Raw genomic sequence first — 24976 nt, 5'->3', positions numbered from 1 at the left:
AGCTCCCTTAATTCATATGTCCGGAGGCGGGTTTATTCAGCCGCCTTCTTTTCCTGTTTCATCGAGGCAATAACCTTCTCGCCCCAGCGCAACTGCTCTTTCAATTCGTCGATGGCCTGTGTCAGTTCCTCGCGGCGCGATTCCATGTCGGCCAGACGTTCGCACGCGATCTCATACGTGCGGGACATCTGGGTCACCTGCTGGTCACCCACATGGTAGAGATCCAGAAGCTGGCGGATTTCCTCCAGGCTGAAACCAAAGCGCTTACCGCGCAGGATCAGCTTGAGCCGCGCCCGGTCACGTTTGGTGAACAGGCGTTTCTGACCCTCGCGGATCGGAAACAACAGTTCCTTGGCCTCGTAGAACCGCAAGGTGCGGGGCGTGACGTCATAGGTCTCGCACATCTCTCGGATGGTCATTACATCTTCGGTCATTCGTCAAACTCTCGTCGCTGGCGTCATGAGCTATGAGTTGCGCAGTCGATATGCGCTTTACAACACGAGAATGACGTTTACGTAATCTAGACGCTGCGTCACTTCAAAGCTGACGTAACTTCCGAATGCGTCAGCAACGAATAGCGCAATTTTCTTTCCCCAACGTCAGGTGTCGGTGCGGGCATTGAAACGCCTGAAACACGCCACGCCGGGGGCGTCGATACGATCAGGGTATTCCGGAAAGGGGCCGGGCGATCAGGACAGCGATTTCTCGGTCTGATCGCGCAGACGTTTTAGCTCGTCCATTGCTTCATCCAACTGTTTGCGCTGTTGGCGCAGCTCTTCCATCTGCCGGTCGGCCATTTCAACAAAGGTCGCCATCTGCGCCTTGTTGCCCTGATCTTCGTAGATCAGCAGCCATTGGCGAATCTCTTCCAGCGGAAAGCCGAACTTTCTGCCCCGCATGATCAGCTTCATACGGGCGCATTCGCGGGGGCCGTAAAACCGCGAGCGGCCTTCGCGATCGGGCTGCAGAAGTTCAATATATTCGTAGTAGCGCAGGGTGCGTGGTGTTACGTCGAACTCGGCGCACATCTCTTTGAATGACAAACGATTGTCGGACATTCCTGTTCTCCTTGGCGGCAGCGTAGGATGTCGTGGCGGTAAGCGCAACAGGCGGTCTTGCCCTTTGCGGAAACTGCGGCTCATAAAGGGGAAACTCAACAGGATGCATCCCCATGGTCGACAAGACAGCCCTGGCCCGTCAATTCATCGAGGCCATCCCGCACGCCCGGGCGCTTGGCCTGACGCTGCAGCAAATTGGTGAAGGCGAGGCCGTCATCTCGATGCCTTACAACGAAGATCTGATCGGCGACCCGCGCACCGGGGTTATTCATGGCGGGGCGGTCTCGACCATTCTGGATACGTGCTGTGGCGCGGCGGTCATGAGCCACCCGTCGGCCCCCGGTGGGACGGCAACGATTGACCTGCGCATCGACTATATGCGCGCCGCAACGCCGCGTCAGGCGATCACCGCGCGGGCAAGCTGCTATCACATCACCCGCAACGTGGCCTTTGTGCGGGCCACGGCGATGGATGACGATCACGACCGGCCCGTGGCGACCGCCACCGGGTCCTTCACGGTTGAGGGGAAGTAACATGGCCCGTCGTCCCCGTCCCGAACCCATGCAGGTGGTCAAACAGCGGCGCGATGCGGCGTTGCGCGCTTTGGTCGATGGTGTGCCCTATATCCGTTTTCTCAACATCAGTTTCGACCGGCGCGGGGATGAGCTGACCGGCGTTCTGAATTTCGACGACAAGCTGATCGGCAACCCTCTGCTGCCCGCCATCCACGGCGGGGTGACAGCCGCCTTTCTGGAGGTGACCGCCGTAATCACCCTGAGTTGGGAACATATGTTTCCCGGCATCGAAAACGGTGAAATTGACGCCGATGCTATCCTGAGCGATCACAGCATCCGCTTTCCCAAGACCATCGACTTCACGGTCGATTACCTCCGCTCGGGCTTGCCAAGAGACGCTTATGCGCGCGCGTTTATCAACCGTGCCGGGCGACGCTATGCCTCGGTCCGGGTCGAGGCCTGGCAGGACAATCACGCCAGACTATTCGCGCAGGCAACCGGCCATTTCCTGATGCCGCAACCGGCGAAAGACAAGGGCTGAGCATGCAGGACGCCTCGGCGCCCATTACGCACAGGCGGGTGCTGAAGATTGCGGTGCCGATTGTGCTGTCCAATGCCACGGTGCCGATTCTGGGTGCCGTGGATACGGGCGTGGTGGGCCAGATGGGGCAGGCTGCACCCATCGGGGCAGTGGGCATTGGCGCGGTGATCCTGTCCGCGATCTATTGGATTTTCGGCTTTCTGCGAATGGGCACGACGGGCCTTGCTGCGCAGGCGCGCGGGGCAGGGGACCTGACCGAGACTCGCGCCCTTTTGATGCGAGGGCTGTTGCTGGGCGGTGCCGCCGGGCTGGTCTTTATCGTGGCACAGGTCGCGGTCTTTGCCGGGGCCTTCGCCCTGTCCCCGGCCAGCCCCGAGGTTGAGGCGCTGACACGCGCCTACCTTGAGATTCGCATCTGGGGCGCACCGGCGACGATCGCATTATACGCCGTGACGGGCTGGCTGATTGCGGTCGAACGCACGCGCGGTGTTTTTGTCCTGCAAATCTGGATGAACGGCCTGAACATCCTGCTGGACCTGTGGTTTGTGCTCGGACTGGGCTGGGGCGTCGAAGGTGTCGCCATCGCTACCCTGATTGCCGAGTGGACGGGGCTGGCGCTGGGCCTGTGGCTGTGCCGCGATGCGTTCCAAGGCAGACTCTGGCGCGATTGGGCGCGGATTTTTGACGCCGCGCGGTTGCGCCGGATGATGCAGGTGAATGCGGACATCATGATCCGCTCGGTCCTGCTGACCGGGTCGTTCACCACGTTCCTGTTCGTTGGCTCTGACCTTGGCGACGTCAATCTGGCGGCCAATCAGGTGCTGCTGCAATTCCTCGAAATCACCGCCTTCGCGCTGGACGGGTTCGCCTTTTCGGCTGAGGCGTTGGTGGGCGGCGCGGTCGGGGCGCGGGACCGGTATCAGGTGCGCCGCGCCTCGGTCATGGCCTCGCAATGGGGTGTCGGCGGCGCGGTTCTTCTGGCGGTGATCTTCTTTGCTGCCGGGCCAGCGTTGATCGACCTTATGTCCACCTCGCCCGAGGTGCGCGAAGCCGGGCGTGAATTCCTGGTCTGGGCCGCCATCGCGCCGGTCATTGGCGTTGCCAGTTGGATGTTCGACGGCATCTATATCGGTGCGACCTGGACCCGAGCCATGCGCAACGCGATGATCCAATCGGTTGCGATCTACATCGTCGCCCTGTTCGTTCTGGTGCCCGCCTTCGGCAACCATGGCCTTTGGGCTGCTCTGATGGTTCTGAACACGGCACGCGGCTTAACGATGGGCTGGCGCTATCCGAAGCTAGAGGCGCAGGTCGCCTAAAGCAGCGCCAGCAGGGTCTCCGGAGGCCGCCCGATGGCCGCCTTGCCGTCCGCAATCGCCAGAGGGCGCTCGATCAGGATCGGATTCTCCGCCATTGCCTGGATCAGCTCTGCGTCCGGCGATGTTTTCGTCAGCCCAAGTTCCTTGAACCGCTTCTCGCCAGCGCGGATCATCTGAACCGCGGGAACGCCCAGCAGGGACTGCGCCGCGCGCAGTTCGTCCTCGGTCGGCGCATCTTCAAGGTACTTGCGCAGCTTGATCTCTGCCCCGCGCTCCTCGAGCAGCGCCAGACCTGCCCGCGATTTCGAACAACGCGGATTGTGCCAGTATTCGATCACAGCCAGTCCTCTCGTTTGCTGCCCACCGCCTGCGCCACGGTCTCGAACCCGTCGCGGGCCAGCAGTTTATCCAGACCCTCGGCGATTTCGGCGGCCAGAGAAAGGCCGCCATAGACCATCGCGGTGTAGAACTGCACCGCCGATGCGCCAGCGCAAATCTTGGCATAGGCGTCTTCGGCGGTGCTGATCCCGCCAACCCCGATCAGGGGAATGCTGTCGTCGGTCAACTGGCTGAGACGGGCCAGAACGCGGGTCGATTTTTCGAACAAAGGCGCGCCCGACAAACCACCGGCCTCGGCCTTATGCACGCTGCTTAGCCCGTCGCGGGACAGAGTGGTATTGGTGGCGATCACCGCGTCCACCTTGGTCTCTTGCGCGACTTCGGCGATGTCCTGCAACTCGGCATCGGTCAGGTCCGGCGCGATTTTCAGGAAGATGGGTAAGGGTCGGGGCAGAGCATCGCGGGTTTCGATGACACCGTTCAACAGCGCGCTCAACGCGGCCTTACCCTGCAGGTCGCGCAGCTTTTCGGTGTTGGGGGATGACACGTTGACGGTGGCGAAATCCAGATGCGCGGCGCAATGGGCCAGCACCTTTGCGAAATCACCGGGTCGGTCGTCGCTGTCCTTGTTGGCCCCCAAATTCAGCCCGATCACCGCGTCCTTTGGGCGCTGCGCCAGACGCTGCGCCATCACCTCCATGCCTTCGTTGTTGAAGCCGAAACGGTTGATCGCCGCCTTGTGCTCGGTCAGGCGGAACAGGCGCGGTTTGGGGTTTCCCGGCTGCGGGCGAGGCGTCACGGCCCCCACTTCGATGAACCCGAACCCGGCGCGGCACAGAGGCGTCAGAACCTCGCCATTCTTGTCGAACCCGGCGGCAAGGCCCACGGGGTTCGGCAGGTCCAGGCCGGCGACCCGGGTGCGCAGGCGCGGGGATGTGACCGGCCCGGGCGCAGGGACCAGACCGGTTTTCAAGGCCATGATGGACAGGCCATGCGCGGTCTCAGGGTCAAAACGGTGTAGGACAGTCAGCCCCAGTTTCTCGGTCAGATTCATCCGAACGATGCTCCGCCTTCTGCCGATCCGCAGCGGATCAGTCGGGATGTTTCCACAGCCGCCTGCCTGTGCACGACAGCCGCGCGATAAATCGGGTCTGTCACCATGTCCAGAAACGCATGGGCTGAAGGATAGTGGGCAATGAACACCTCATCCCAAACTTCATCCGCCGGTCCGATCAGGACCGTTTGGAACGCACCGCGCCACAGGATCGACGCGCCGATCCGCGCGATAATCGGCGCGGTGTCGCGGCCATAGTTTCTATAGGCCTGCGCGCCGGTCAGCCCCGCTTTCGCCAGTTCATGATCTGACGGATACGCCGCTTTGTCTCGGAACTTCACCAGATTGAGCATCGCGATGGGCTGATCGCGGTCCAGCGCCTTGAAAGCCTCGAATTGCTCACGCTCGGGGTCGATATAGGCGGTCATGCCAACTCCTGCGGGAAGTGATGCGCCTGGCCGTCAAACGGCAAAGGGCGCGACCAGATCACATCCTTCGTGCGAATCTGGCGGTAGAGATGCGGAAACAGCGCGCCGCCGCGCGACACTTCCCATTTCAGATCATCACCCATCGCATCCGCATCGCAGGCCAGCAGGGTCAGGCCATCAACCCCGGCGAAATGCTTAGCCGCGGTTTCAGCGGCCTGTTCGGCGGTCGAGAAATGCACAAACCCGTCCGCCACATCAATCGGCGCACCGTCCGAGGCACCCTGAGCCTGCAGCGCCGCCCATTCCTCGGTGCGGAAAATCTTGTAGATCAGCATGTGCTCCTGATGCCTTGGGGCGCGGGGGGAATCAAGCTGGAATTCCCCTTTGACTCTCCGACCGCCCCGGCGCACGATTTCGAAAAACAACAACTGGGAGTTTGAACGTGTTAACCCGAATATTGACATCCGTGGCCGTTCTGGGCCTGACCGCAGGCATGGCTGCTGCTGAGTACAAGCTGACCATTCTGCATACAAACGACATTCACAGTCGGATTGAATCCATCAACAAATACGATTCCACCTGCGATGCGGAGGACGAAGCAGAAGGCAAATGCTTCGGCGGGGTGGCGCGTCTGAAATCGGCTGTCGACGCCAAACGCGCGGCGATGCAGGGTGAAAACGTTCTGTTGCTGGATGCAGGCGATCCGTTTCAGGGCTCGCTGTTCTACACCACATACAAAGGGGCCGCCGAAGCCGAGTTCATGGAAGCCATCGGCTATGACGTTATGGCCGTCGGGAACCACGAATTCGACGATGGCCCCGAAGGTCTGGCCGCTTTCATTGACACGGTGAGTTTCCCGGTTATCTCGGGCAACCTCGACCTGTCGTCTTCGGCCGAGTTGAAGGGCAAGGTGAAGAACCACGTGGTTCTGGATGTCGGTGGGCAGAAAGTCGGCATCGTCTCGGCGCTGGCGACGGATACGGTGGATACTTCAAGCCCTGGCAAGGATGTCGTTTTTCAGGATGAGATTGAAAGCCTGACGGCAGATGTTGCCGCCCTTCGCGACGAAGGGGTGAATATCGTCATTGCACTGACCCATGTTGGCCTTCCGAAAGATATGGAGATCGCCGAGAAAGTGCCAGGGCTGGATTTGGTGATTGGTGGCCACTCGCACACGCTGTTGTCGAACACGGACGAAGACGCGGCAGGATCATATCCGACTATGGTCGGCGATGTGCCGGTGGTTCAGGCCTATGCCTATTCCAAATATCTGGGCGAGATCACGCTGACCTTCGACGATGATGGCAATCTGATTGGGGCCGAGGGCGCACCGATCTTGCTGGACGCCTCGGTCACACCTGACGCGGACATTGCAGCGCGCGTGGCGGAAATGGGCGCACCGATCGAGGAAATGAAAAAACGCGTCGTAGCCAGCTCCGCTGCCGCAATCGAGGGGAACCGCGATATCTGCCGGGTGCAGGAATGCGAGATGGGCAATCTGGTCGCCGACGCCATGCTGGCGCGGGTTGCGGATCAGGGCGCACAAATCGCCATAGCGAACGCTGGCGGCTTGCGGGCGTCCATTGATCCGGGTGATGTGACAATGGGCGAAGTGCTGACGGTTCTGCCGTTCCAAAACACCCTGTCCACTTTTAAGATCAGCGGTCAGGGCGTGATCGACGCGCTTGAGAACGGAGTGAGCCAGGTAGAAGAGGTCAAGGGACGTTTCCCGCAGGTCGCAGGCCTGACTTTTGCATGGGATCCGTCTGTGGCTCCAAACGAAGGCCGTATCAGCGACGTTATGGTTGCCGAGGGCGATGGTTTTGTGCCGATTGATCCTTCTGCGACCTATCTTGTCGTGACCAACAACTATGTTCGAAACGGCGGCGACGGGTACAAAATGTTCGAAGGTGATGACAAGAATGCCTACGACTTCGGCCCCGATTTGGCGGATGTGACAGCCGAATACCTGGCCGAGAACGCACCCTACCAGCCATATCTGGACGGTCGTATCAAACAGAAATAATTCGCTGAGAAAGGCCGCATCAAACCGATGCGGCCTTTTTTAATGGTCAGCTAAAATCATATTCCGGCCAAAGCTCGGGATCGAACCCATCGAGCATCGGTTGAATATGATCGGCCACCTTGCGCCAGCCGCCAATGGATTTGGTCGAGATTTTGTTGCGGACCTGATCAATACTGGCCGTGCGCACCTGTTTGGTGTTTTCTTCCGGATGCATCATCCTCTCATGCCATTCGATTCCACAGAATTCGGCGACCTGCTTGCTGTAGGTTTCGGGATCGGAAACCAGTTGCTCGTAAGAGATCGTCAGAATCCTGCCGCCAAACACCTCGTCCCAGTGCCGCATGTAACGGCGATAGAGGTTGGCGGAATGCGCGATGGACTCCAGATTTGAAGCATAGTTCATCCCACCCGCCGGGAAACGCCTAATCCATTTCGACAAACCCACGTCGCGCGGGTCACGCATCATGTTGATGATCTTCGCATTCGGGAAGGCGCAAAGCAGGAAGCCGACACGCTGATAGTTGTGGGGCATCTTGTCGACGAAAGCGATGGCGTCGCTCGGCAGCGGCGGCATCAGGTCGCGGAAATCCTGAGCATATTTCTCTGCGGCGTCCGTGTCGAAGGTTCGTCGGTCCTGCACGAACTCAGCCGAAAGGTCAGCGCCCAGCATGAGCTCTCCACACCCGGTGATGTCTGGTGCAGAGCTCAGCATCATTTCCATTAGTGTCGTGCCGGATCTGGGTTGCCCAATGACGAAGATGGGCAGGGGCGCTTCTGCCAGATCAGAGGCTGGCAGGTCGACACCGACGGGAAACATTCCGGTAATCTGCTCAAACTTCTTATCTTCATCGGAATAGCGATACGGGTTGGTCTCGTGCTGGGCCGCGTTGGCGCGGGCAAACTGCGGCAAGGCGAAATCCAGCCCTTCGCTTTTCGAGATCAACTGGGCCTTGGCGAATTCCAGGTCGGACAAGACGTTTTCATTTTCCTGAATTGCATCTTCGACAGATTTTAACAGGTCGGGAACATCGTCTTTGTCCACAATCGAAGACATCTGAAAAAGCGCTTGTCTATGATGCGGCTGAATCTCCAGAACGTCTTGCAGAATTTTCGTGCTGCCTGGCTTGTCGCCACTTTGGTGTAGATTCAGAGCTTTTGCGAAAGCTACTCTTGGATCCGTCGGGGCTAACTCGTAAGCTTTAGAAATATCGCGTGTATTTTCCACAACGAAACCAACACGAGCATAAGCGCGGGCGCGTTTGGTCAGAAGCTCCGGATTGTCAGGGTCAGATTTCAGTTTTTCGGTCGCGTAGTCGATTATGGATCGCCAGTTCTGCCCTTTGAGTTTGATCTCCTCGATAACGCGGGCCAGTTCCTTGTTGTTTGGGAATTTCTCTGCCTTTTGTTCCGCATAAGTCAAAGCGCGGTCAATCTGGCCTGTCTGCATCAGCGCATTGGCCAGGTTTTCGACGAATTGCGGATCGTCCGGTTTCATCCGCGACGCTTCGACAAAATGCGGGATCGACCGTTTGTATTGCTTCATTTCGGTCAGAACAAACCCGGCGATTGCCTGATAGTCTGAATCCTTGGGGAATTTCTTGATACCCAGCTGCGCCTTTTTCAGCGCCTGCGGCAGTTTCCCGGCATCCAAAAGCTGAACTGCCTTGCCCTTCAGGGATTTCGTTGTTTGATTTTCCATATGACCCCGTGAGATTCTGTGCCTGTATGAAAAGCTTGTCGATGGTTCATTACCCATGTGCGGACGGTTTGCAATAACTCTTCCCTCTGACGCGATGGCCCGCCTGTTTTCGGCGCGGCCCGCGAATTTCTTACCAGATGTGCCGAACTATAATGTTTGTCCGACAAATCAGGTGCATGTGGTGCGATCCAATGGGCATGAGCGCAGACTAAGCGCGCTGAGATGGGGGTTTTTGCCACACTGGTACAAATCCGAAACAGCAGGTCCCCTGTTGATCAATGCCCGCGCCGAGACACTGGCCGACAAACCCGCCTTTCGGTCCGCCTGCCGGGAAAGGCGATGTCTGATCGTGGCGACAGGGTTTTATGAATGGACCAAGACGGAACACGGAACCCGGCTGCCGTGGTACATCCACCGGCAGGACGGGGCTGCCATTGCCTTTGCGGGGGTCTGGCAGGATTGGGGGCCGAAAGAGGCCCGGATGGGAACCTGCGCGATTGTGACCACGGCGGCCAACCAAAACCTTGGCGCGATCCACCACCGGATGCCGCTGGTCGTTGAGCCCGCCGACTGGCCGCTCTGGCTGGGGGAAAGCGGCAAGGGGGCGGCGCGTCTGATGCGACCGGGGGCTGAGGGTATTCTGACCTTCCATCGCGTCGACCCGGCTGTGAACTCCAACAAGGCCAAGGGTCCGGAACTGATCGAGGCGGCGCAGTGAGCCCGGCCTTTCTTTCCCCAGACCGGCAGGCTAGACCTTTGCTATGCCGTTATCTTTTGCCAATCTGCCCCAGCTTTATGCCCACCCGTTCGACAGCGTGATCGACGTGCGCAGCCCGGCGGAATTTGCCGAGGATCATTTGCCCGGGGCGATCAATCTGCCGGTGCTCAACAACGAAGAACGCGCGCGGGTTGGTACGATCTACGTGCAGGAGAGCCCGTTTCTAGCGCGCAAGCTTGGCGCCGCTTTGGTGTTTCGCAATGCGGCCAATCACATCGAACACAGCCTCAGTGATCATGAGGGCGGCTGGCGGCCTCTGGTCTATTGCTGGCGCGGGGGGCAGCGGTCGGGGTCCTTCTCCTGGATGCTGCAACAGATCGGCTGGCGGGCCGAGGTGGTCGAGGGTGGGTACCGCACCTATCGCCGTCTGGTGAACGCCTATCTGTACAAGGACGCCTTGCCGCACCGGTTGGTGGCGCTGGATGGGTACACGGGAACGGCCAAAACCGAGCTTTTGGACCACCTCGGCGTGCGCGGGGTTCAGGTGCTGGACCTTGAGATGCTGGCCAACCATCGCGGCTCGCTGCTGGGGGAACGGCCCGGCGGACAACCCAGCCAGAAAGCGTTTGAATCCGCTCTGGCCGCTGCCCTGTGCGGGCTTGATCCGACGCGCCCCGTCGTTGTCGAAGCCGAGTCGTCGAAGATCGGCAGCCTGATCCTGCCGCCCAGTCTTTGGGCCGCTTTGTGCGCCGCGCCTCGGGTGCAAATCGCGGCTTCGATTGGGGCGCGTTCGACCTATTTGGCCCAGGCCTATGACGACATTCTCTCAGATTCTGAGCGCCTGCGCGACCGGCTCTCGCCCCTGCGGTTCCATCGTGGGCATGAGGTTGTCGATGGCTGGCTGAAGCTGATCGAGGCGGGCGACAGGCGGGCGTTGACCAGGGCGTTGATGGAGCAGCACTATGACCCGGCCTATGCGAAATCCCGTCGTTCTCAGCGCGTTGATGTTCTTGCGGAAATCGACATCGAAACGCTGGATGACGCGGGGCTTACGGCTGCCGCGGCACAGATCGAAAGCCTGTTGGATCAGGTGTGAAGGTGCAGGCCAGGAGATTCCGTCAATTGGCCAACGATCGCAGCAGGATAGCCTGCCTTCTGCAATTCATCCAGCAGCGCGTCGGCCCGTTCCGGATCGACAGCGGCCAGCAAACCGCCGGCGGTTTGTGGATCGAACAGCAGATCGGCCTTGCCGTCGGATAGCAATTCCGGCGCTATGGAGCGGTTGTCTGCATAGATCGTTGATCTGACGCCCTGAGTGCTCAGTTCGAGCGCGCCATCCATCACCGGTACGGCGTCCAAATTCAGGGTCGCGCCGCAGCCCGAGGCTTCGCAGAGGCCAAGCAAATGACCGGCAAGGCCAAATCCGGTGACGTCGGTCATCGCATGAGCCTCTGCCAGCAGGCGCGCGGCCTCGCCTTGCGGCTGGCACATCTGACGCAGCGCGGCGGCAATGTCTGCGCCGTTTGCCTGACCAGCCATTTCTGCCGCCATCATCACGCCGCTGCCCAAGGGTTTGGTCAGGATCAGAGTGTCTCCGGGCCTGCCGCCGGACAGGGTGATTGGCTCTTGCTCGCACAGGCCGGTCAGAGTGAAGCCGAGGGTCATCTCATCCCCCATCGAACTGTGCCCGCCGACGATTTCGGCCCCGGCTTCGCGCAAGACCTCGGTGGCGACCACCATGATCTCGGCCATCGTGCGCTGCTGCAGCGCGGGCGACATGCGAGGCAGGATGATGGTCGCTATCGCGGCCTGGGGCTTGGCCCCCATCGCCCAGATATCCCCCAGCGCATGTACAGCAGCGATGCGGGTCATCAGGGCAGGGTCGGTGACGAAGGCGCGCAGGTGGTCAGAGGTAATCACCTGTCTCGCGCCGCCGGTGGTCAGCAGGGCCGCGTCATCGCCGGGCAGAGGCGTAATGTCGGGCCGGGTGGGGCCGGGCAGCCCGTCCAGTGCCTCCCGCAATGCGCCGCGCCCGACCTTTGCGCCGCAGCCGCCGCACATGGGCTTGTCGCCCAACGTTTCGCGCAGACCCGCCGCATGATCGCGCGGCAGCGCCGGCGGCTTCATCTGTGGCAAATCGCGAAACCTGTTCATGAAGGACTGGTCGATGTGGTTCTTCCATTTCCACATCAACGGGCCGCTGAACGACGTGCCAAATCGCTCGGCCAAGGCGGACTTGCCGCCCAGTGAGATCAGTTTCAGGTAGTCCTTCTGTGGCACGTAGGCCCGCATCTGACCGGCCCCCAAAGCCGCCCGCAGGTTTTGGTAGAGGACCGGAGCCTCGCGCACCGCATAAACGCCCGCCTTCGGGCGCGGGTTCTCCGTAAGGTGCGCGCAGTCGCCAGCCGCAAATATCGCCGGATCGCTTGTCTGCAAGTGCCCGTTCACCTTCACGAACCCATCGTGAAGCGCCAGACCGGTGTGCGCGACCCACTCATAGGGGCGGGCCCCGGCGGCCCCGGTCACGAAGGCGGCGGGGATTTGGCGACCGTCCGATAAGTCCACATGATCACCGGTAATCCGCGTGATCGCGGCGTCTTCGATGACATCAACGCCCAGATAGCGCATCACCTGCCGGATGGTGGCCGCAGCCTTGGGTTTCGTCGCCGTCAGGGCCTGCGCATTGTCGATCAGAGCCACCTGCGCCGCCCGCCCTTTGGACCGTAGCGCGTGGGCCATCGCCATGACCAGTTCCACCCCGGCGACGCCTCCGCCGATCACAACGACCGAGGCCGGTCCGCTGCCCGCAAGATACTCGGACCAACGCGCGGAAAACGGCCCGAGTGGTTTGGCCGGAACCGCGTGTTCGGCAAATCCGGGCATCGATGGCATGTCGGACGTGATCCCGACATTGATCGAGGCGACATCGAAAGCAGCGGGAGGGCGTCCGGGCACGTGGACCTCTCGCCGGTCCGTGTCGATCCCCTGGGCCGAGCCAAGAATGACCCGTGCCCCAGCGAATCTTGCCAGCCGCACCAGATCGATATCCAACTCCCACCGGTCATAGTGGCCTGCGACAAAGCCGGGCAGCATGCCAGAATAAGGCGCGGTTGGGCCGGGGTTGATCACCGTGACGCGCGCGCCGGGCAGCGGGTTCATGCCCCATTTGCGTAGCAACAGCGCGTGGGTGTGGCCTCCGCCTATCAGAACCAGATCGCGGGTCAGGGGCAGCGGAGGATTATGCATTGGACCTAGTTCGTGCTGTGATCAGGGACGTCTTCGACCTGCTCGACCGCGTGGGTGGCCCACAACTCGTCCTCGCCCGCATCCGGCAGATCGCTTGGCTTTTCATGGCGGTGAATGTGCCACTTGGCAATAAACAGCGCCGTGATCGGGGCGGTCAGGAACAGGAACAGGGTGATCAGCAGCTCATGCAGCGACAGGTACCCCTCGATCAAAACCGAATGGGTGATCGAGGCCAGCACCACCCCGCCCACGCCCAGCGTCGTCGCCTTGGTCGGCGCGTGCAGGCGCGACATCGGATCCTTGAGTTTGATCATACCGAACGACCCGACAAAGCCGAAGATGCCCGAGACGATCAGGAATAAGGCGATCAGCAGTTCGAAGATGAATGTCATGCCGCCCTCACTCGATGATGTTGCCGCGCAGCATGAAGCGCGCGTAGGCCACGGTTGAGACAAAGCCGAGCATGGCGATGATCATGGCGGCCTCGAAGAATATCTCGGTGTTCTGAAACAGGCCGTACAGGATCATGAGGGCGATCGTGTTGATGACCATGGTATCCAGCGCCAGAACGCGGGTGCCGACGCCATCCGCGGTGATGATGCGCCACAAGCACATCATGATCGCCGCCCCGAAACAGGCAAATGCAAAGTAAATCGCGTAGTCCATCATTCGAAGATCTCCTTCAGGCGGCGTTCATAGCGGTGCTTGATCTGGTCGCGCACCTCGTCCGGGTTCGGCGCGTCCAGGCAATGGACAAGCAGGTTGTGACCCTGCGCAGACAGATCGCAGCTGACCGTGCCGGGCGTCATCGTGATGGTGCCGGCCAGCACCGTGATCGCCTCGGGCGTGCGCAGTTCAAGCGGGATGCTGATCCAGTTCGGGTGCCGGTCGTCGTTCCGTTTGAACAGTATGATCCGGGCGACGGTTATGTTGGCCATCACGATATCCCAGAGCACCACCAGCATGTATTCGGCGATCATTGGCCAGTTGCGCAGCTTTGGCCGGTCGGGCCAGTAGGGCTGTGTGACAAAGGGGATGATGATCCCCAGTATCAGACCGAAGACCAACGAGTTGAGCGACGGTTTGTTCGCCAGAAATATCCAGACCAGCGTCAGCAGGAACGTCAGTTGAGGATGCGGGAATATACGGTGCAGCAGCTTCATTACTCTTCCCTTCCCAAAACGGCCGAGATGTACTGATCGGGCGTGAACAATTGTTCGGCTGTGTTGCTTGTGTATTCAAGCGCCGGTCCTGCAAACAACGTCAGCAGGATCAGACCGGCCACAACACCAAAGACCGAGCTGAAGGCGAGGCCCGGTTTGGGCTCTGGCGCGGAGGGCGCTTCTTCCGCGTCGGGATCGCCCTTGTATTCAGCCGCGTGGCTCTTCCAGAAGATCAGCGACCCGGCCCGTGCCAGCCCAACGATGGTGACAAAGGACCCGATCAGGATCACCGCCCAGACCCAATGGGCGTCCGGCGCGCCCCGCGAGGCATCCAGAACCAACAGCTTGCCGATAAAGCCAGACAGGGGCGGCATACCGGCCATAGCGATTGCGCCGACAAAGAACAGGGCCGCGATAAGGCCGCTTTGTGCCATGGGTCTTGTGGGCTCGATCACGCCGCCGCGCCGTTCCATGACCAGATCAGCCACCAGGAACAGCAGCGCGGTCGCCAGCGTCGAGTGAAACACGTAGTAAAGCGCCGCCGCCGTGGCACCCGGTGTGAACTGTGAAATCGCAATCAGCAGCGTGCCCATCGAGGTGATCGCGCAGAACGCCACCATCCGGGCGATATGCTGCGATCCCAGAATGCCGACGGCCCCAACCGCCAGCGTCACAAGTGCCGCCGGTTGCAGCCAGGCTCCGACCAGTCCTTGGGTCGCTTCAACCTCGGGGCCGAAGGCCAGCGTATACATCCGCAGGATCGAATAAGCCCCGACCTTGGTCATGATGGCAAATAGCGCGGCCACGGGCAGGGGCGCGTTGGCATAGCTGGCAGGCAGCCAGAAATGCAGCGGCAGAACAGCGGCCTTGATGCAAAAGACCAGCAGCAGAAGGACCGCGCCGACCCGCAGTAATGCCGTATCCTCGGGCGGAATTTCGGCGACGCGCACGGCGATATCCGCCATGTTCAGCGTGCCGGTCACAGCATAGAGTGTGCCCAGCGCAAACAGGAACAGGGTCGAGCCCAGCAGGTTGTAGGCCACGTACTGAACACCTGCTTTCAGTCGCACCGCACCGCCGCCATGGGTCATCAGGCCGTATGAGGCGATCAGCAGCACCTCGAAGAACACGAACAGGTTGAAGGCGTCACCGGTCAGGAAGGCACCGCAGACACCCATCAGTTGGAAATGGAACAGCGCGTGGAAGTGTTTCCCGCGCTCGTCCCAGCCCGATGCGATGGCGTAAAGCACAATGGGCAAAGCCAGCAGGGCGGTCAGTAAGACCATCATGGCGGACAGCCGGTCCAGCACCATGACGATGCCGAACGGTGCGGGCCAGTCGCCCAGTTCGTATATCTGAATGTCCCCTCCGGCGGCCTGCGCGGTGATGGTCAGGGCAATCCCCAACAACCCGACAACGCCTGCGACCGAGAAGATGCGTTGCAGATCCAGATGGTATCGCAGGACCATGATGATGAACGGGGCCAGGATCGCGGGCAGGACGATCGGCGCAACGATCCAGTGGTTCATGCGTCTTCTCCCGGCGCGTCCACGCTGTCGCTTGCGCTCATGTCGATATGGTCATTCTTTGCGGACAGATAGGCCGAGAGCGAGATCATCACGATCACCGCTGTCATCCCGAACGAGATCACGATGGCCGTCAGCACCAGCGCCTGCGGTAGCGGATCGGTATAGGGGACCTCTTCGTATTTGTTCAGAACCGCCGGGGCGTTCAGCGCCAGTCGGCCCGTTGCGAACAGGAACACGTTCACCGCATAGGTGATCAGGGACAGGCCCAGAATGACCGGGAAGGTCCGGCGGCGCAGGATCAGGAAAATCCCGGCGGCGGTCATGATGCCTACGGCAGAGGCTACGAGCGCTTCCATCAGGCCTGCTCCTTCTCTTCGTCTTCTTCCGGCGGATCATCCCGCAGCGGGTTGATATCCATCGGGAACTCCTGCGCCATACCCGGCTGCCAGGCAAAGCGCGACAGGCTGTCCAGCGCCAGCATCACCGCACCCAGCACCGCAAGGAAAACACCGGTGTCGAACAGCATGGCGGTAGCCCATTCGAACTCTTCCAGCGGCGGCCAGTTGATGTAGCCGAAATCGCTGGTCAGGAAGGGACGCTCGTTGAACCACGCGCCAAGGCCCGTGGCGGCGGCGATCAGAACGCCCCAGCCGATGGTGCCGTGATAGTAGAATCGCTGCCGTTCGATGGCCCATGTGTAGCCGCTGGCCATGTACTGCATCAGATAGGCGATGGCGACGATCAGGCCGGCAATGAAGCCGCCGCCGGGCTGGTTGTGGCCGCGGAAGAAGATATAGGCCCCTACCATCAACGCGATTGGCATCATCACACGGGTTACGACCACCATCATCAGCGGGTGCGAGTCGCCGGATTGAGGCCAATGCGGTTTGCGGTTCAGCAGGTAGCCGCGCACATTCGTGCTCAGCACCGCCTCGGTCAGGGCAAAGATGATCAGGGCGGCGATGCCGAGCACGATGATCTCGCCGAACGTATCAAAGCCCCGGAAGTCCACCAGGATGACGTTGACCACATTGGTGCCGCCGCCACCCTTATACGAGTTCGCAAGATGGAATTCCGATATCGTCGGAAACGCAAAGTCGCGCATCATGATCGCATAGATCAGCGCCCCGGTTCCCAGACCGGCCACTACCGAAATCGCTGCATCGCGCCAGCGCCGCGCGGCGGAACTGTCCCAGGGCGTTTCGGTCGGCAGGAAGTTCAGCGACAGCAGCAGCAGGATCATCGTCACCACCTCGACCGAAATCTGCGTCAGCGCGAGGTCGGGGGCCGAGAGGTAGTTGAACGCAATCGATACGATCAGGCCGACGACACCGATCAAAACCAGCGACAACAGGCGGTTGCGATGGAACCACATGATGGCCAGCGTTGCACCAACCAGACAGATCCAGCCGATGATCGGAATGATCTGCGCCGGAAGCGGCACGCGCGTTTCTACGCCGATGGTGCCGGTCGAATAGGCGTAGTAGCCCAGCCCGACCGTGAAGGCGACGAATATGATCGCATAGCGGCTTAGGACACCGTTATGCAGCTCGTCCGTAATCCAGCGGCTGAGCTTGGTGAGGGCGAGGATCACCGCCTCGAAAATTGCCTTGGCCTCGGGGCGGGGCAGGGCGTTCCAAATCTGCTCGCCACGTTTATGTGCGGCCAGCAGGGCCAGACCGCCAACCGTTGCTGCGGCTGACATGAACAGGGCGGGTGTGAACCCGTGCCACAGTTTCAGCGAGTAATAGGGCAGCTTTTCGCCCCCGATCACCGCGCTGGACACAACTGCGACCAGCGGGCCGACAATGGCAGCGGAATAAAGGCCAATCAGGATTACCAAAATGACAAGGAACGCAGGAGCAAGCCACAACCCGACCGGTGGGTCATGCGGATGCGCAGGATAATCGTCGCGCTTGGGCCCAAGGAAGACATGGCTGATAAAGCGGAAGGAATAGGCGGCTGAGAACAGCGCCGCCAGAACCGCCAGCCCCGGCACCAGATAGTGCGAGTGCAGCCATGTGGTGTGGACCGTTTCCTCCAGCATCATCTCTTTCGACAGGAAACCGTTCAGTGGCGGTAGGCCCGCCATTGACAGGGCGGCGATGGTGCCGATGGTGAAGGTGATCGGCATCAGGTGGCGCAGCCCGCCCAGCCGCTTGACGTCGCGCGTTCCGGTCTCGTGATCCACGATCCCGGCGGTCATGAACAACGCCGCCTTGAAGGTCGCGTGGTTGATGATGTGAAACACCGCGGCGACGGCTGCAAATTTTGTGCCGAAGCCCAGCAGCATGGTCACGAGCCCAAGGTGGGACACCGTGGAAAACGCCAACAGCGCCTTCAAGTCGTCTTTGAACAGGGCGATCACCGCCCCGATCAACATCGTCACCAACCCTGTGGTTGCGACGATGTAGAACCACGCGTCCGTCCCGGCCAGCACCGGCCACATGCGCGCCATGAGGAACAGACCGGCCTTCACCATCGTGGCCGAGTGCAGATAGGCCGAAACCGGCGTCGGCGCGGCCATGGCGTGCGGCAGCCAGAAATGGAACGGGAACTGCGCTGATTTGGTGAAACAACCCAGCAGGATCAGGATCAGCGCGGGCATGTATTGGGGCGAGGCCTGAATCAGCTCTTTGTTCTGTAGAATGACGCTCAGGTCATAGGACCCCACGATATTGCCAAGGATCAGCATCCCCGCGATCATCGCAAGACCGCCACCGCCGGTAACCGCCAGCGCCATCCGTGCGCCCTGCCGCCCTTCGGGCAGGTGTTTCCAATAACCGATCAGCAGGAATGAGCTTAGCGAGGTCAACTCCCAGAAAACCAGCAATAGCAGGATGTTGTCGGACAGAACGATGCCCACCATCGCACCCTGAAACAGCAGCAGATAGGTGTAGAACTGCCCCATTGGGTCTTCGCGCGACAGGTAGAAACGGGCATACAGGATGATCAGCAGACCAATGCCAAGGATCAGCAGCGCGAACAGAAACCCAAGCCCGTCCAGCATGAAATTCGCGTTCAGCCCCAGCCCCGGTATCCAGTCGAAACGGGCGGTGACGACCTCGCCGCGCATGACTGCGGGGATGTGGATCAGCAGGCCCATCAGCGCGAGGAACGTGGTCAACCCTGCCGCCGAGGCTGCTGCGTTTCGTCCAGCCCGGATCAGAAGGGCTGGAAAGACAGCGCCAAGAAAGGGAAGGGCCGCGATAAGGAATAGGGACAAGTGCGATACTCCGGTCTGGGCGGTCTGTGTTCTGCCGATTTCTAAAGATAATTTATTGGCTGTCCAGATATTGCAAGTATTTCACAGAGTTCTAGGTGCGGAACGTCCTATTCAGTTTGGTGCCAAAAATGACGCGAACTTGATCCCGAGGTCTGATTTCAACGCGGCAATGCCGCCCCGGCTGTGGTAAAAGCGACCTGTCGGCGCAGGAGAACACGACATGGCGAACACAGGAACAAAAACCCGCAGGTGGGTAGTGTTGGGCGGTTGCACAGCGATCGCTGCGGGTTTTGCGATCCGCGAATATCGCCTGATCCCCGAAGCCTATGGGGGTGGCCAGCTTGATGTTGCCCGGGCACACAGGCAGGCTTTAGCCGATGAGATACTGCTGCTGGATATCCGCACGCCGCACGAATGGCGGGCGACCGGTGTGGGCGAAGGAGCCCACCCGCTGGACATGCGGCGCGACGATTTCGTGGCGGCCCTGACGCAGCTTGTGGACGGTGATCGGGGTGCGCCCGTGGCGCTGATCTGCGCGCGCGGTGTCCGCTCGGCCCGGTTGAGCAATCAACTGACGCGGGCCGGGTTTACCAACATCATTGATGTGCCCGAAGGCATGTTGGGGTCAGCGGCGGGTCCGGGGTGGGTGCGCACCGGGTTGCCGATTGAGACATACACAGAGGATGACGGATGAGCGTGAAATACGGGTTGGCCCTGTGCCTTGCGATTGCAGGCCAAGCGGCCACAGCCGCGTGCGGTGACGCCGACCAGATGTGCGAAACCGCATCCGGCGGATATTTCATCGAATTGCCCGAGGCCGAAAACCCGCCGCTTGTCGTGTTCCTGCATGGTTATGGCGGCAGCGCCACGGGGACGATGAAAAATCGTAGCATGGTGGACCCTCTGCTAGCGCGGGGGTACGCTGTGATGGCACCCGAGGGGCTGGAACGCGCAAACCGGCCCGGGGTCAAAAGCTGGAACTTCTATCCAGGCTTTGGCGATCGGGATGAAACCGCCTTTCTGACCGAGGTTGTGCAGGACGCCGCAGACAGGTTCGGTATCGACGCGGAGCGGTCCATTCTTGGCGGGTTCTCGGCTGGGGCGTTCATGGTCTACTACTTGGCCTGCGCCGCGCCCGATACGTTCTCGGCCTATGTCCCCGTGTCTGGCGGGTTTTGGCGACCGCACCCCGAGGCCTGCGACGGCCCGGTCCGCATGTTTCACACCCACGGCTGGATCGACAACGTTGTACCGCTTGAAGGGCGGCTATTGGGCGGTGGCAGGTTCCATCAGGGCGATATCTTTGCCGGTCTGGAAATCTGGCGCGTTGCCAATGGCTGCGTCGATACCAAGCCAAGCGGGTTTTCCACCACGGATCAATTCATGCGCCGATATTGGACCGGCTGCGACCAAGGTGGTGCACTTGAATTTGCCCTGTTCCCGGGCGGGCACACCGTTCCCAAAGGCTGGGCGGACATGATGGTGGACTGGTACGAAGGGCTGCCGGGCGGCTGATCACTCGGCCGGGGTGACGATGCCCTTGCCTTCGATCAGGCGCTTTAGCTCGTCCCTGTGACGGCGGGCCGAGCGGGTGATCGCAGGCTCACGTACATCCTCGCGCATGCCAACCATACGCCGCGCCGCGCCTGCAGATACGCCGCTCAGCGCGGATAGCGGGATCGCCAAGGCAAGGCTGATGGCAATCGGGGCCAACCAGACTGAGACCAACCCAGCCAGAATGCCCACGCTCAGCGCCACGCCGCTGATGGTCTCGAGCGTGTGGCACAGAATAAGCGTGCGCAGGTTATACGTGCCGCCGTCGCGCGCCTGTGGCGTCCAGCCTTTCTGGATGCCAAAGGCCGTCCGGATCACCGCGATCATCTGCTGTACCATCAGGATCGGCGCGTAGAGGATCGACAGCACGACCTCAGCCAAAAAGGACGTCAGGAATTTGCGCCCGCCGCCAAATTCCGAGTATCGCACCCCGCTCAAAGGCAGCGCCAATACGCCCAGTACCTTGGGGGCCAACAGCATCGCGTACATCACCAGAATGATCAGCACGTGCCGGGTTTCCGACATCTCGGGCCATTGCGGGAACAGCGGGTTGTCGGGGCTAAAATAATGCAGCACCGAGGCGTCCTTGCCCTCACCAATCAGGGCCCACATCACCAGCAGGGCAAACCACAGCGGCGACATCAGATATCCGACCGCGCCGTGGAACATGTGGAACCGCGACACAGCGCGGAACCCTGCCGAGCCCAGCAGTTTCAGATGTTGCAGGTTGCCCTGACACCAGCGCCGGTCGCGCAGGGCGTGGTCAATGAGGGTGGGTGGTGTCTCTTCATACGAGCCCCGAATGCGCGGCAGAAAGCGCACGCCCCATCCGGCGCGGCGCAGCAGACCGGCCTCGACGAAATCGTGGCTCATGATCAGCTTTTCCTGCCCGTTCAAGGCGCGCAATTTCGGCAGACCGGCGCTTGAGGCAAAGGCTCGCGTGCGGATGATGGCGTTGTGGCCCCAATAGTTGCCCTCTTGCCCGCACCAGCGGGCGAGCCCTTCGGCGAAGGCGATGCCGTAGACGCCGTTGGCAAACTGCTGCATCCGGGCAAAGACTGACTGCGCGCCGATCAGTTGCGGATAGCTCTGGATCAGGCCCGCGCGCGGATCGCGCGCCAGCGCGTCGGTCAGGCGGCTGACGGCGCGGCCCGTCATCAGGCTGTCGGCGTCCAGCACCAGCATCGCATCCCAATCCGCGCCCCAGCGGCTGACCCAATCTGCGATGTTTCCGACCTTGCGGTCCGTGTTCTCGGGACGGCGGCGGTAATAAAGCTCCAGACCGGGGGCCAGGGTTGTGCGTAGCGCCTCGACGCTGGCCTGTTCCTGCGCGGCGATCTCGGGGTCGCGCGTGTCGGACAGGATGAACATGGCATAGTGATGCTGACCGCCGCGTTTTTGCAGGTCTTCCAGCATCGTGCGGGCATTGCCCAGCACGTTCCACGGCACCTCGTTATAGACCGGTGTCAAAAGCGCCACGCGCAGGGGCTGCGGGCGGGTTTCGCGCTTGGGTTGCTCCTGCCGGGACAGCGATACCATGCCCAGCAGCACAGTGCAGACCGTGAAGGAAATCCAGAAGAAGTTGAACGAGATCAGCGTCAGCAGAATGCCTTCGACCAGATTGATCCCCTCCGCACTGAACCAGTCGGACATGACCCAGAGCAGACCCAGAGCCGCCGCCATTGCGGGCGAAAACGCCAAAGCGCGCCAGAACCCAGCCGAGGCGCGCTTGCCCTGTGGCACCTGCGCATCGCGGAAGCCTGCGCTGAAATCTTGCGCAGGCATCGCCAGAGGAGCCTCGGGCGGCATGATATGCAGATCGCGGTTCATGTGGTCCAACGGTAAAGCCAGACTTCGGAAGCTGGCTGTTTGTCCTTCAACAACTGCGCGCGCAGCTCGACATAGGTGCGTTCACCGGGTTCAAACGAAAACGCCAGCCGCAGGCCGCCCGTATCGGGATTGCGCTGCAGAACACCGTCCGAGGTTTCGGCGTGGGGCGAGTTCACAAAGATCGTCATCGCCTCGGGGTCGTCGAAGAGCTCGCTGTCCTCAAAGTCGATCACGGCCAGACGGCCCTCGCCAAAGGTGTTTTCACCCATTGCCGTGTTGATCACACGCGGCATCGGGGTGCGCTGGGGTTCCTCGCCCCAGATCAGGCGATAGGACAGATCGACCTGACTGCCTGCCGCATAGGGCTCCATCGGGCGCCAATAGGCGACGATGTTGTCATAGATTTCCTGATCCGCCGGAATTTCGACCAGCGTGACGGTGCCTTTGCCCCAGTCGCCATTCGGCTCGACCCACAGGCCGGGGCGCTTGTGGTAATTCGCCTCAAGATCGGCATAGTCCGAGAACTTGCGCTTGCGCTGCATCAAGCCAAACCCGCGCGGGTTCATGTCCACGAAGGACGAAATTTGCAGGCGTGTGGGGTTGGCCAGGGGTCTCCATAGCACCTCTCCGGCCCCGTTGCGGATCAGCAGACCGTCGCTGTCATGCACGGCGGGGCGGAAATCGTCGAACCGGCTGTGGTTGGTCTGATCGAACAGGAACATCGAGGTGCCGGGGGCGATGCCCACATGCGGCAGCTCCTCACGCGGGAACAGCGTGGCCTCGACATCCATGATGCAGTCGGCACCGGCAGTGACGTTGAAGCGATAAGCCCCGGTCACGCTGGGGCTGTCCATCAGGGCGTGGACGACCATGTTGCGCTGGCCGGGCTTGGGACGTTCCAGCCAGAAGCGGATGAATTCGGGGAATTCCTCGCCATCCGGGTCGCCGGTTTTCAGGGCCAGTCCTCGGGCGGACAGGCCGTAGACCTCATGCAATCCGATGGCGCGGAAATAGCTGGCCCCCTGCCAGACGCAGAATTCATCGGTTTTGCCGGGGCGGTGCATTTCGGTGCGAAGGCGCAGACCGGAAAAGCCCAACGTGTCGTCGATGGGCAGGGTCGGCACATCCTCGGACTTGTCGAACATTCCCAGATCGAAGGCGACTGGGCTGGTCATCCCGTCCTCGACCGTGTGCACCTTGACGGTGCGAGGGAAGTAGAGGCCGGGGGTGAAGAAATCGACGTTGAAGGGCGTCTCGGTCTCGTACCACAGCGCGCGGTCCAGCCGGAAGCGGATGGAACGATACTGCTGATAGGTCAGGTCCTGCCATTCCTGCGGGACCATCTCGCGCTCAGAATAGGGGCGGCTGGCCATCTCGCGGGCCAGCGCGATCACGTCGTTGCGGTCAAAGGGAACATCCCCGCCCACGGCAAAGGTGGCCGGGGCAAAGGCGAGTGCCGAGGTCGATGCCAGAAATGCGCGACGCGTAAAATTCATTTTTTCGATTTCCAGGGTTGAGACTTAAACCAAGCGGCCAGATAGGCCACACCGATAATCATGGCAAAGCCAATCATGTTGGCTGCAAACACACTGGCAACATCCCGCCCGGTCTGGTCCAGCACCACGCCGATCAGACGGGCGGCAGCCATCGAGAACACGAAAACCGCAAGGGATTGCTGGCCGACCTTGGTGATCAGGGTCAGCACCACCTGCCAGACCCGCGCCGCAGCACTGTGCCCCGAGGCGATCAGGCGGTGGCCATGTTCCCCCGCAACAACCCAGCCCAGATAAGCCAGCGACAGGAAGTGGATGTAACGGAACAAGCCAAACTCGGTCTTGTTGCGAAGCTCCTTGGTGATCGGCCAGACCTTGCGGATTTCCTCGGCCAGATCAGGAAATGCGGCGTTGATCCAGGTAAACACCTTCCACGACCCAAAGGGCATGGACAGGATCAGGAACAGCGCAGCCGCCCAGATCAGCGTTTTTGATACCGGCGGGGCCGGTATCCAGCCGCGCATGAAGGCAAACCCGGTGAAGAACAGCAACTGCCAGCCGAAGGGGTTGAAGAACCACTGGCGCTCCGACCAAGGCTCGGCAGGCAGGGCCAGAACGCCGAACTGGGCCACCAGCCAAATGGCGATTGACGTCACCGCAACCGCCCAGAACCCGATCCGGTGCAGTCCCATGAACAGCGGCATCATCGCCAGAACCACCAGATACATCGGCAGGATGTCAAAGTAGTTCGGCACATAGGTCAGCGTGAACAGACCCACCATCTGCGGCAGGGGATCTTTGAAGAAATGCTGCAGGTTCAGGGACGAGACATAGCTTTTCTGGAACAGGCCCGAGTTATCCAGCGCCGCCATGGTCATGGCGACAAAGAAGAACAGGCAGATATGCGCCCAGTAAACCTGCCAGATCCGAAACGCGACCCGGGCCGTGCCCATCAACCATCCCTTGCGCGCAAAGGCCCCGCCAAAGGCAATGGCCGAGGCCATGCCGGAGCAGAACACAAAAATTTCAGTCGCGTCCGAGAACCCGAAGCGCGCCGGAATCCAGTTGGCCCAGGGGTCGTTGGGAATATGCGCGATCAGGATGATGAACATCGCAATGCCGCGATAGAAATCCAATCGCGGATCGCGCGTGCGGGCAGGAGTGGCGGCCGAGGCCGCCACAGGCGCAAAATCAGAAGCGGGCGATACTGTCGCCATACGGTTTCTGTCCTTCTTGGT

The 24976-nt window shown here is 61.0% G+C and carries 25 protein-coding genes; 8 read left to right on the top strand and 17 right to left on the bottom strand.

Annotated elements, in window-relative coordinates:
* Nucleotides 1-32: 32 nt before the first annotated feature.
* Complete coding sequence (locus ACR0JN_RS06205; RefSeq protein WP_480613402.1) at nucleotides 33-434, bottom strand: MerR family transcriptional regulator; 402 nt, start codon at nucleotides 432-434, stop codon at nucleotides 33-35.
* Nucleotides 435-689: 255 nt separating this feature from the next.
* Nucleotides 690-1058 (bottom strand): MerR family transcriptional regulator, encoded by a 369-nt coding sequence (locus ACR0JN_RS06200; protein ID WP_480815129.1) that lies wholly within the window; start codon nucleotides 1056-1058, stop codon nucleotides 690-692.
* Nucleotides 1059-1171: 113 nt separating this feature from the next.
* Between ACR0JN_RS06200 and ACR0JN_RS06195 the strand changes: the two genes are divergently transcribed.
* Genes ACR0JN_RS06195 through ACR0JN_RS06185 form a run of 3 tightly spaced genes read left to right on the top strand, consistent with a single transcriptional unit; the run spans nucleotide 1172 to nucleotide 3433 of the window.
* Nucleotides 1172-1591 carry a PaaI family thioesterase gene (locus ACR0JN_RS06195; RefSeq protein ID WP_480884768.1) on the top strand — a complete coding sequence of 140 codons (420 nt, stop codon included), beginning with the start codon at nucleotides 1172-1174 and terminating at the stop codon, nucleotides 1589-1591.
* A gap of 1 nt (nucleotide 1592) precedes the next feature.
* Nucleotides 1593-2114 (top strand): PaaI family thioesterase, encoded by a 522-nt coding sequence (locus tag ACR0JN_RS06190; RefSeq protein ID WP_480815131.1) that lies wholly within the window; start codon nucleotides 1593-1595, stop codon nucleotides 2112-2114.
* Nucleotides 2115-2116: 2 nt separating this feature from the next.
* Nucleotides 2117-3433 (top strand): MATE family efflux transporter, encoded by a 1317-nt coding sequence (locus tag ACR0JN_RS06185; RefSeq protein ID WP_480884767.1) that lies wholly within the window; start codon nucleotides 2117-2119, stop codon nucleotides 3431-3433.
* Here the strand turns inward: ACR0JN_RS06185 and arsC are convergent.
* The 4 genes from arsC to ACR0JN_RS06165 are packed head-to-tail and all read right to left on the bottom strand — an operon-like array spanning nucleotide 3430 to nucleotide 5589.
* Nucleotides 3430-3771: an arsenate reductase (glutaredoxin) gene (gene arsC, locus ACR0JN_RS06180; RefSeq protein ID WP_480884766.1), complete on the bottom strand. Its 342-nt coding sequence runs from the start codon at nucleotides 3769-3771 to the stop codon at nucleotides 3430-3432. The genes ACR0JN_RS06185 and arsC overlap by 4 nt on opposite strands.
* Complete coding sequence (locus ACR0JN_RS06175; protein WP_480884765.1) at nucleotides 3768-4826, bottom strand: quinone-dependent dihydroorotate dehydrogenase; 1059 nt, start codon at nucleotides 4824-4826, stop codon at nucleotides 3768-3770. The genes arsC and ACR0JN_RS06175 overlap by 4 nt, the downstream gene beginning before the upstream one ends.
* Entirely contained in the window at nucleotides 4823-5254 is a 432-nt protein-coding gene (locus ACR0JN_RS06170) for a DUF1330 domain-containing protein (RefSeq protein WP_480884764.1), read from the bottom strand. Before ACR0JN_RS06170 ends, ACR0JN_RS06175 begins: the two co-directional genes overlap by 4 nt.
* Nucleotides 5251-5589, bottom strand: a complete 339-nt coding sequence (locus tag ACR0JN_RS06165) for a DUF952 domain-containing protein (RefSeq protein ID WP_480884763.1) — start codon at nucleotides 5587-5589, stop codon at nucleotides 5251-5253. The genes ACR0JN_RS06170 and ACR0JN_RS06165 overlap by 4 nt, the downstream gene beginning before the upstream one ends.
* A gap of 107 nt (nucleotides 5590-5696) precedes the next feature.
* Here ACR0JN_RS06165 and ACR0JN_RS06160 point away from each other — a divergent pair, with 107 nt between their 5' ends.
* On the top strand, nucleotides 5697-7280 hold the full coding sequence (locus ACR0JN_RS06160) for a bifunctional metallophosphatase/5'-nucleotidase (RefSeq protein ID WP_480884762.1): 1584 nt from the start codon (nucleotides 5697-5699) through the stop codon (nucleotides 7278-7280).
* 46 nt (nucleotides 7281-7326) lie between these two features.
* Here ACR0JN_RS06160 and ACR0JN_RS06155 read toward each other — a convergent pair whose 3' ends face one another.
* Nucleotides 7327-8979, bottom strand: a complete 1653-nt coding sequence (locus ACR0JN_RS06155; protein WP_480884761.1) for a tetratricopeptide repeat-containing sulfotransferase family protein — start codon at nucleotides 8977-8979, stop codon at nucleotides 7327-7329.
* A 55-nt stretch (nucleotides 8980-9034) separates the two neighbouring features.
* Between ACR0JN_RS06155 and ACR0JN_RS06150 the strand changes: the two genes are divergently transcribed.
* Nucleotides 9035-9697, top strand: a complete 663-nt coding sequence (locus ACR0JN_RS06150) for an SOS response-associated peptidase (protein ID WP_480884760.1) — start codon at nucleotides 9035-9037, stop codon at nucleotides 9695-9697.
* Nucleotides 9698-9740: 43 nt separating this feature from the next.
* On the top strand, nucleotides 9741-10793 hold the full coding sequence (gene mnmH, locus ACR0JN_RS06145; RefSeq protein WP_480884759.1) for a tRNA 2-selenouridine(34) synthase MnmH: 1053 nt from the start codon (nucleotides 9741-9743) through the stop codon (nucleotides 10791-10793).
* On the opposite strand, the gene selD is transcribed toward mnmH, so the two are convergent.
* From selD to ACR0JN_RS06110, 7 genes are read right to left on the bottom strand one after another with little or no spacing between them, the layout of a single operon-like run.
* Nucleotides 10784-12943, bottom strand: a complete 2160-nt coding sequence (gene selD / locus ACR0JN_RS06140; protein WP_480884758.1) for a selenide, water dikinase SelD — start codon at nucleotides 12941-12943, stop codon at nucleotides 10784-10786. The two genes, mnmH and selD, sit on opposite strands and share 10 nt — an antisense overlap.
* 5 nt (nucleotides 12944-12948) lie before the next feature.
* Nucleotides 12949-13335, bottom strand: coding sequence for a Na+/H+ antiporter subunit G (locus tag ACR0JN_RS06135; protein WP_480815142.1), 387 nt, complete (start codon nucleotides 13333-13335; stop codon nucleotides 12949-12951).
* 7 nt (nucleotides 13336-13342) lie between these two features.
* A complete protein-coding gene (locus tag ACR0JN_RS06130) occupies nucleotides 13343-13612 on the bottom strand; it encodes a K+/H+ antiporter subunit F (RefSeq protein ID WP_480884757.1) in 270 nt (89 codons plus the stop codon).
* Nucleotides 13609-14106, bottom strand: a complete 498-nt coding sequence (locus ACR0JN_RS06125) for a Na+/H+ antiporter subunit E (protein WP_480884756.1) — start codon at nucleotides 14104-14106, stop codon at nucleotides 13609-13611. Before ACR0JN_RS06125 ends, ACR0JN_RS06130 begins: the two co-directional genes overlap by 4 nt.
* Nucleotides 14106-15635 (bottom strand): monovalent cation/H+ antiporter subunit D, encoded by a 1530-nt coding sequence (locus tag ACR0JN_RS06120; protein ID WP_480884755.1) that lies wholly within the window; start codon nucleotides 15633-15635, stop codon nucleotides 14106-14108. The genes ACR0JN_RS06125 and ACR0JN_RS06120 overlap by 1 nt, the downstream gene beginning before the upstream one ends.
* Nucleotides 15632-15991 (bottom strand): Na+/H+ antiporter subunit C, encoded by a 360-nt coding sequence (locus ACR0JN_RS06115; protein ID WP_480815146.1) that lies wholly within the window; start codon nucleotides 15989-15991, stop codon nucleotides 15632-15634. The genes ACR0JN_RS06120 and ACR0JN_RS06115 overlap by 4 nt, the downstream gene beginning before the upstream one ends.
* Nucleotides 15991-18861 (bottom strand): monovalent cation/H+ antiporter subunit A, encoded by a 2871-nt coding sequence (locus ACR0JN_RS06110; protein ID WP_480884754.1) that lies wholly within the window; start codon nucleotides 18859-18861, stop codon nucleotides 15991-15993. Before ACR0JN_RS06110 ends, ACR0JN_RS06115 begins: the two co-directional genes overlap by 1 nt.
* Nucleotides 18862-19081: 220 nt before the next feature.
* Here ACR0JN_RS06110 and ACR0JN_RS06105 point away from each other — a divergent pair, with 220 nt between their 5' ends.
* Together ACR0JN_RS06105 and ACR0JN_RS06100 are read left to right on the top strand one after the other, a co-directional pair.
* On the top strand, nucleotides 19082-19555 hold the full coding sequence (locus tag ACR0JN_RS06105; protein WP_480884753.1) for a rhodanese-like domain-containing protein: 474 nt from the start codon (nucleotides 19082-19084) through the stop codon (nucleotides 19553-19555).
* Nucleotides 19552-20376 carry a CE1 family esterase gene (locus ACR0JN_RS06100; RefSeq protein ID WP_480884752.1) on the top strand — a complete coding sequence of 275 codons (825 nt, stop codon included), beginning with the start codon at nucleotides 19552-19554 and terminating at the stop codon, nucleotides 20374-20376. The genes ACR0JN_RS06105 and ACR0JN_RS06100 overlap by 4 nt, the downstream gene beginning before the upstream one ends.
* On the opposite strand, the gene mdoH is transcribed toward ACR0JN_RS06100, so the two are convergent.
* The 3 genes from mdoH to ACR0JN_RS06085 are packed head-to-tail and all read right to left on the bottom strand — an operon-like array spanning nucleotide 20377 to nucleotide 24955.
* A complete protein-coding gene (gene mdoH, locus ACR0JN_RS06095) occupies nucleotides 20377-22245 on the bottom strand; it encodes a glucans biosynthesis glucosyltransferase MdoH (protein ID WP_480884751.1) in 1869 nt (622 codons plus the stop codon).
* Entirely contained in the window at nucleotides 22242-23741 is a 1500-nt protein-coding gene (locus tag ACR0JN_RS06090; protein WP_480884750.1) for an OpgD/OpgG family glucan biosynthesis protein, read from the bottom strand. Before ACR0JN_RS06090 ends, mdoH begins: the two co-directional genes overlap by 4 nt.
* Entirely contained in the window at nucleotides 23738-24955 is a 1218-nt protein-coding gene (locus ACR0JN_RS06085) for an OpgC family protein (RefSeq protein ID WP_480884749.1), read from the bottom strand. Before ACR0JN_RS06085 ends, ACR0JN_RS06090 begins: the two co-directional genes overlap by 4 nt.
* Nucleotides 24956-24976: the final 21 nt, after the last annotated feature.

Source organism: Ruegeria sp. G12 (assembly GCF_056533565.1).
The sequence above is the reverse complement of the archived record's forward strand: the minus strand, read 5'-3'. Positions and strand labels throughout refer to the sequence as shown.

Bases quoted from the DNA above. Each gene is read 5' to 3' on its own strand.
- ACR0JN_RS06205 (WP_480613402.1), bottom strand. From the start codon at position 434: ATGACCGAAGATGTAATGACCATCCGAGAGATGTGCGAGACCTATGAC.
- ACR0JN_RS06200 (WP_480815129.1), bottom strand. From the start codon at position 1,058: ATGTCCGACAATCGTTTGTCATTCAAAGAGATGTGCGCCGAGTTCGAC.
- ACR0JN_RS06195 (WP_480884768.1), top strand. From the start codon at position 1,172: ATGGTCGACAAGACAGCCCTGGCCCGTCAATTCATCGAGGCCATCCCG.
- ACR0JN_RS06190 (WP_480815131.1), top strand. From the start codon at position 1,593: ATGGCCCGTCGTCCCCGTCCCGAACCCATGCAGGTGGTCAAACAGCGG.
- ACR0JN_RS06185 (WP_480884767.1), top strand. From the start codon at position 2,117: ATGCAGGACGCCTCGGCGCCCATTACGCACAGGCGGGTGCTGAAGATT.
- ACR0JN_RS06175 (WP_480884765.1), bottom strand. From the start codon at position 4,826: ATGAATCTGACCGAGAAACTGGGGCTGACTGTCCTACACCGTTTTGAC.
- ACR0JN_RS06170 (WP_480884764.1), bottom strand. From the start codon at position 5,254: ATGACCGCCTATATCGACCCCGAGCGTGAGCAATTCGAGGCTTTCAAG.
- ACR0JN_RS06165 (WP_480884763.1), bottom strand. From the start codon at position 5,589: ATGCTGATCTACAAGATTTTCCGCACCGAGGAATGGGCGGCGCTGCAG.
- ACR0JN_RS06155 (WP_480884761.1), bottom strand. From the start codon at position 8,979: ATGGAAAATCAAACAACGAAATCCCTGAAGGGCAAGGCAGTTCAGCTT.
- ACR0JN_RS06150 (WP_480884760.1), top strand. From the start codon at position 9,035: ATGTGCGGACGGTTTGCAATAACTCTTCCCTCTGACGCGATGGCCCGC.
- mnmH (WP_480884759.1), top strand. From the start codon at position 9,741: ATGCCGTTATCTTTTGCCAATCTGCCCCAGCTTTATGCCCACCCGTTC.
- selD (WP_480884758.1), bottom strand. From the start codon at position 12,943: ATGCATAATCCTCCGCTGCCCCTGACCCGCGATCTGGTTCTGATAGGC.
- ACR0JN_RS06135 (WP_480815142.1), bottom strand. From the start codon at position 13,335: ATGACATTCATCTTCGAACTGCTGATCGCCTTATTCCTGATCGTCTCG.
- ACR0JN_RS06130 (WP_480884757.1), bottom strand. From the start codon at position 13,612: ATGATGGACTACGCGATTTACTTTGCATTTGCCTGTTTCGGGGCGGCG.
- ACR0JN_RS06125 (WP_480884756.1), bottom strand. From the start codon at position 14,106: ATGAAGCTGCTGCACCGTATATTCCCGCATCCTCAACTGACGTTCCTG.
- ACR0JN_RS06120 (WP_480884755.1), bottom strand. From the start codon at position 15,635: ATGAACCACTGGATCGTTGCGCCGATCGTCCTGCCCGCGATCCTGGCC.
- ACR0JN_RS06115 (WP_480815146.1), bottom strand. From the start codon at position 15,991: ATGGAAGCGCTCGTAGCCTCTGCCGTAGGCATCATGACCGCCGCCGGG.
- ACR0JN_RS06105 (WP_480884753.1), top strand. From the start codon at position 19,082: ATGGCGAACACAGGAACAAAAACCCGCAGGTGGGTAGTGTTGGGCGGT.
- ACR0JN_RS06100 (WP_480884752.1), top strand. From the start codon at position 19,552: ATGAGCGTGAAATACGGGTTGGCCCTGTGCCTTGCGATTGCAGGCCAA.
- mdoH (WP_480884751.1), bottom strand. From the start codon at position 22,245: ATGAACCGCGATCTGCATATCATGCCGCCCGAGGCTCCTCTGGCGATG.
- ACR0JN_RS06090 (WP_480884750.1), bottom strand. From the start codon at position 23,741: ATGAATTTTACGCGTCGCGCATTTCTGGCATCGACCTCGGCACTCGCC.
- ACR0JN_RS06085 (WP_480884749.1), bottom strand. From the start codon at position 24,955: ATGGCGACAGTATCGCCCGCTTCTGATTTTGCGCCTGTGGCGGCCTCG.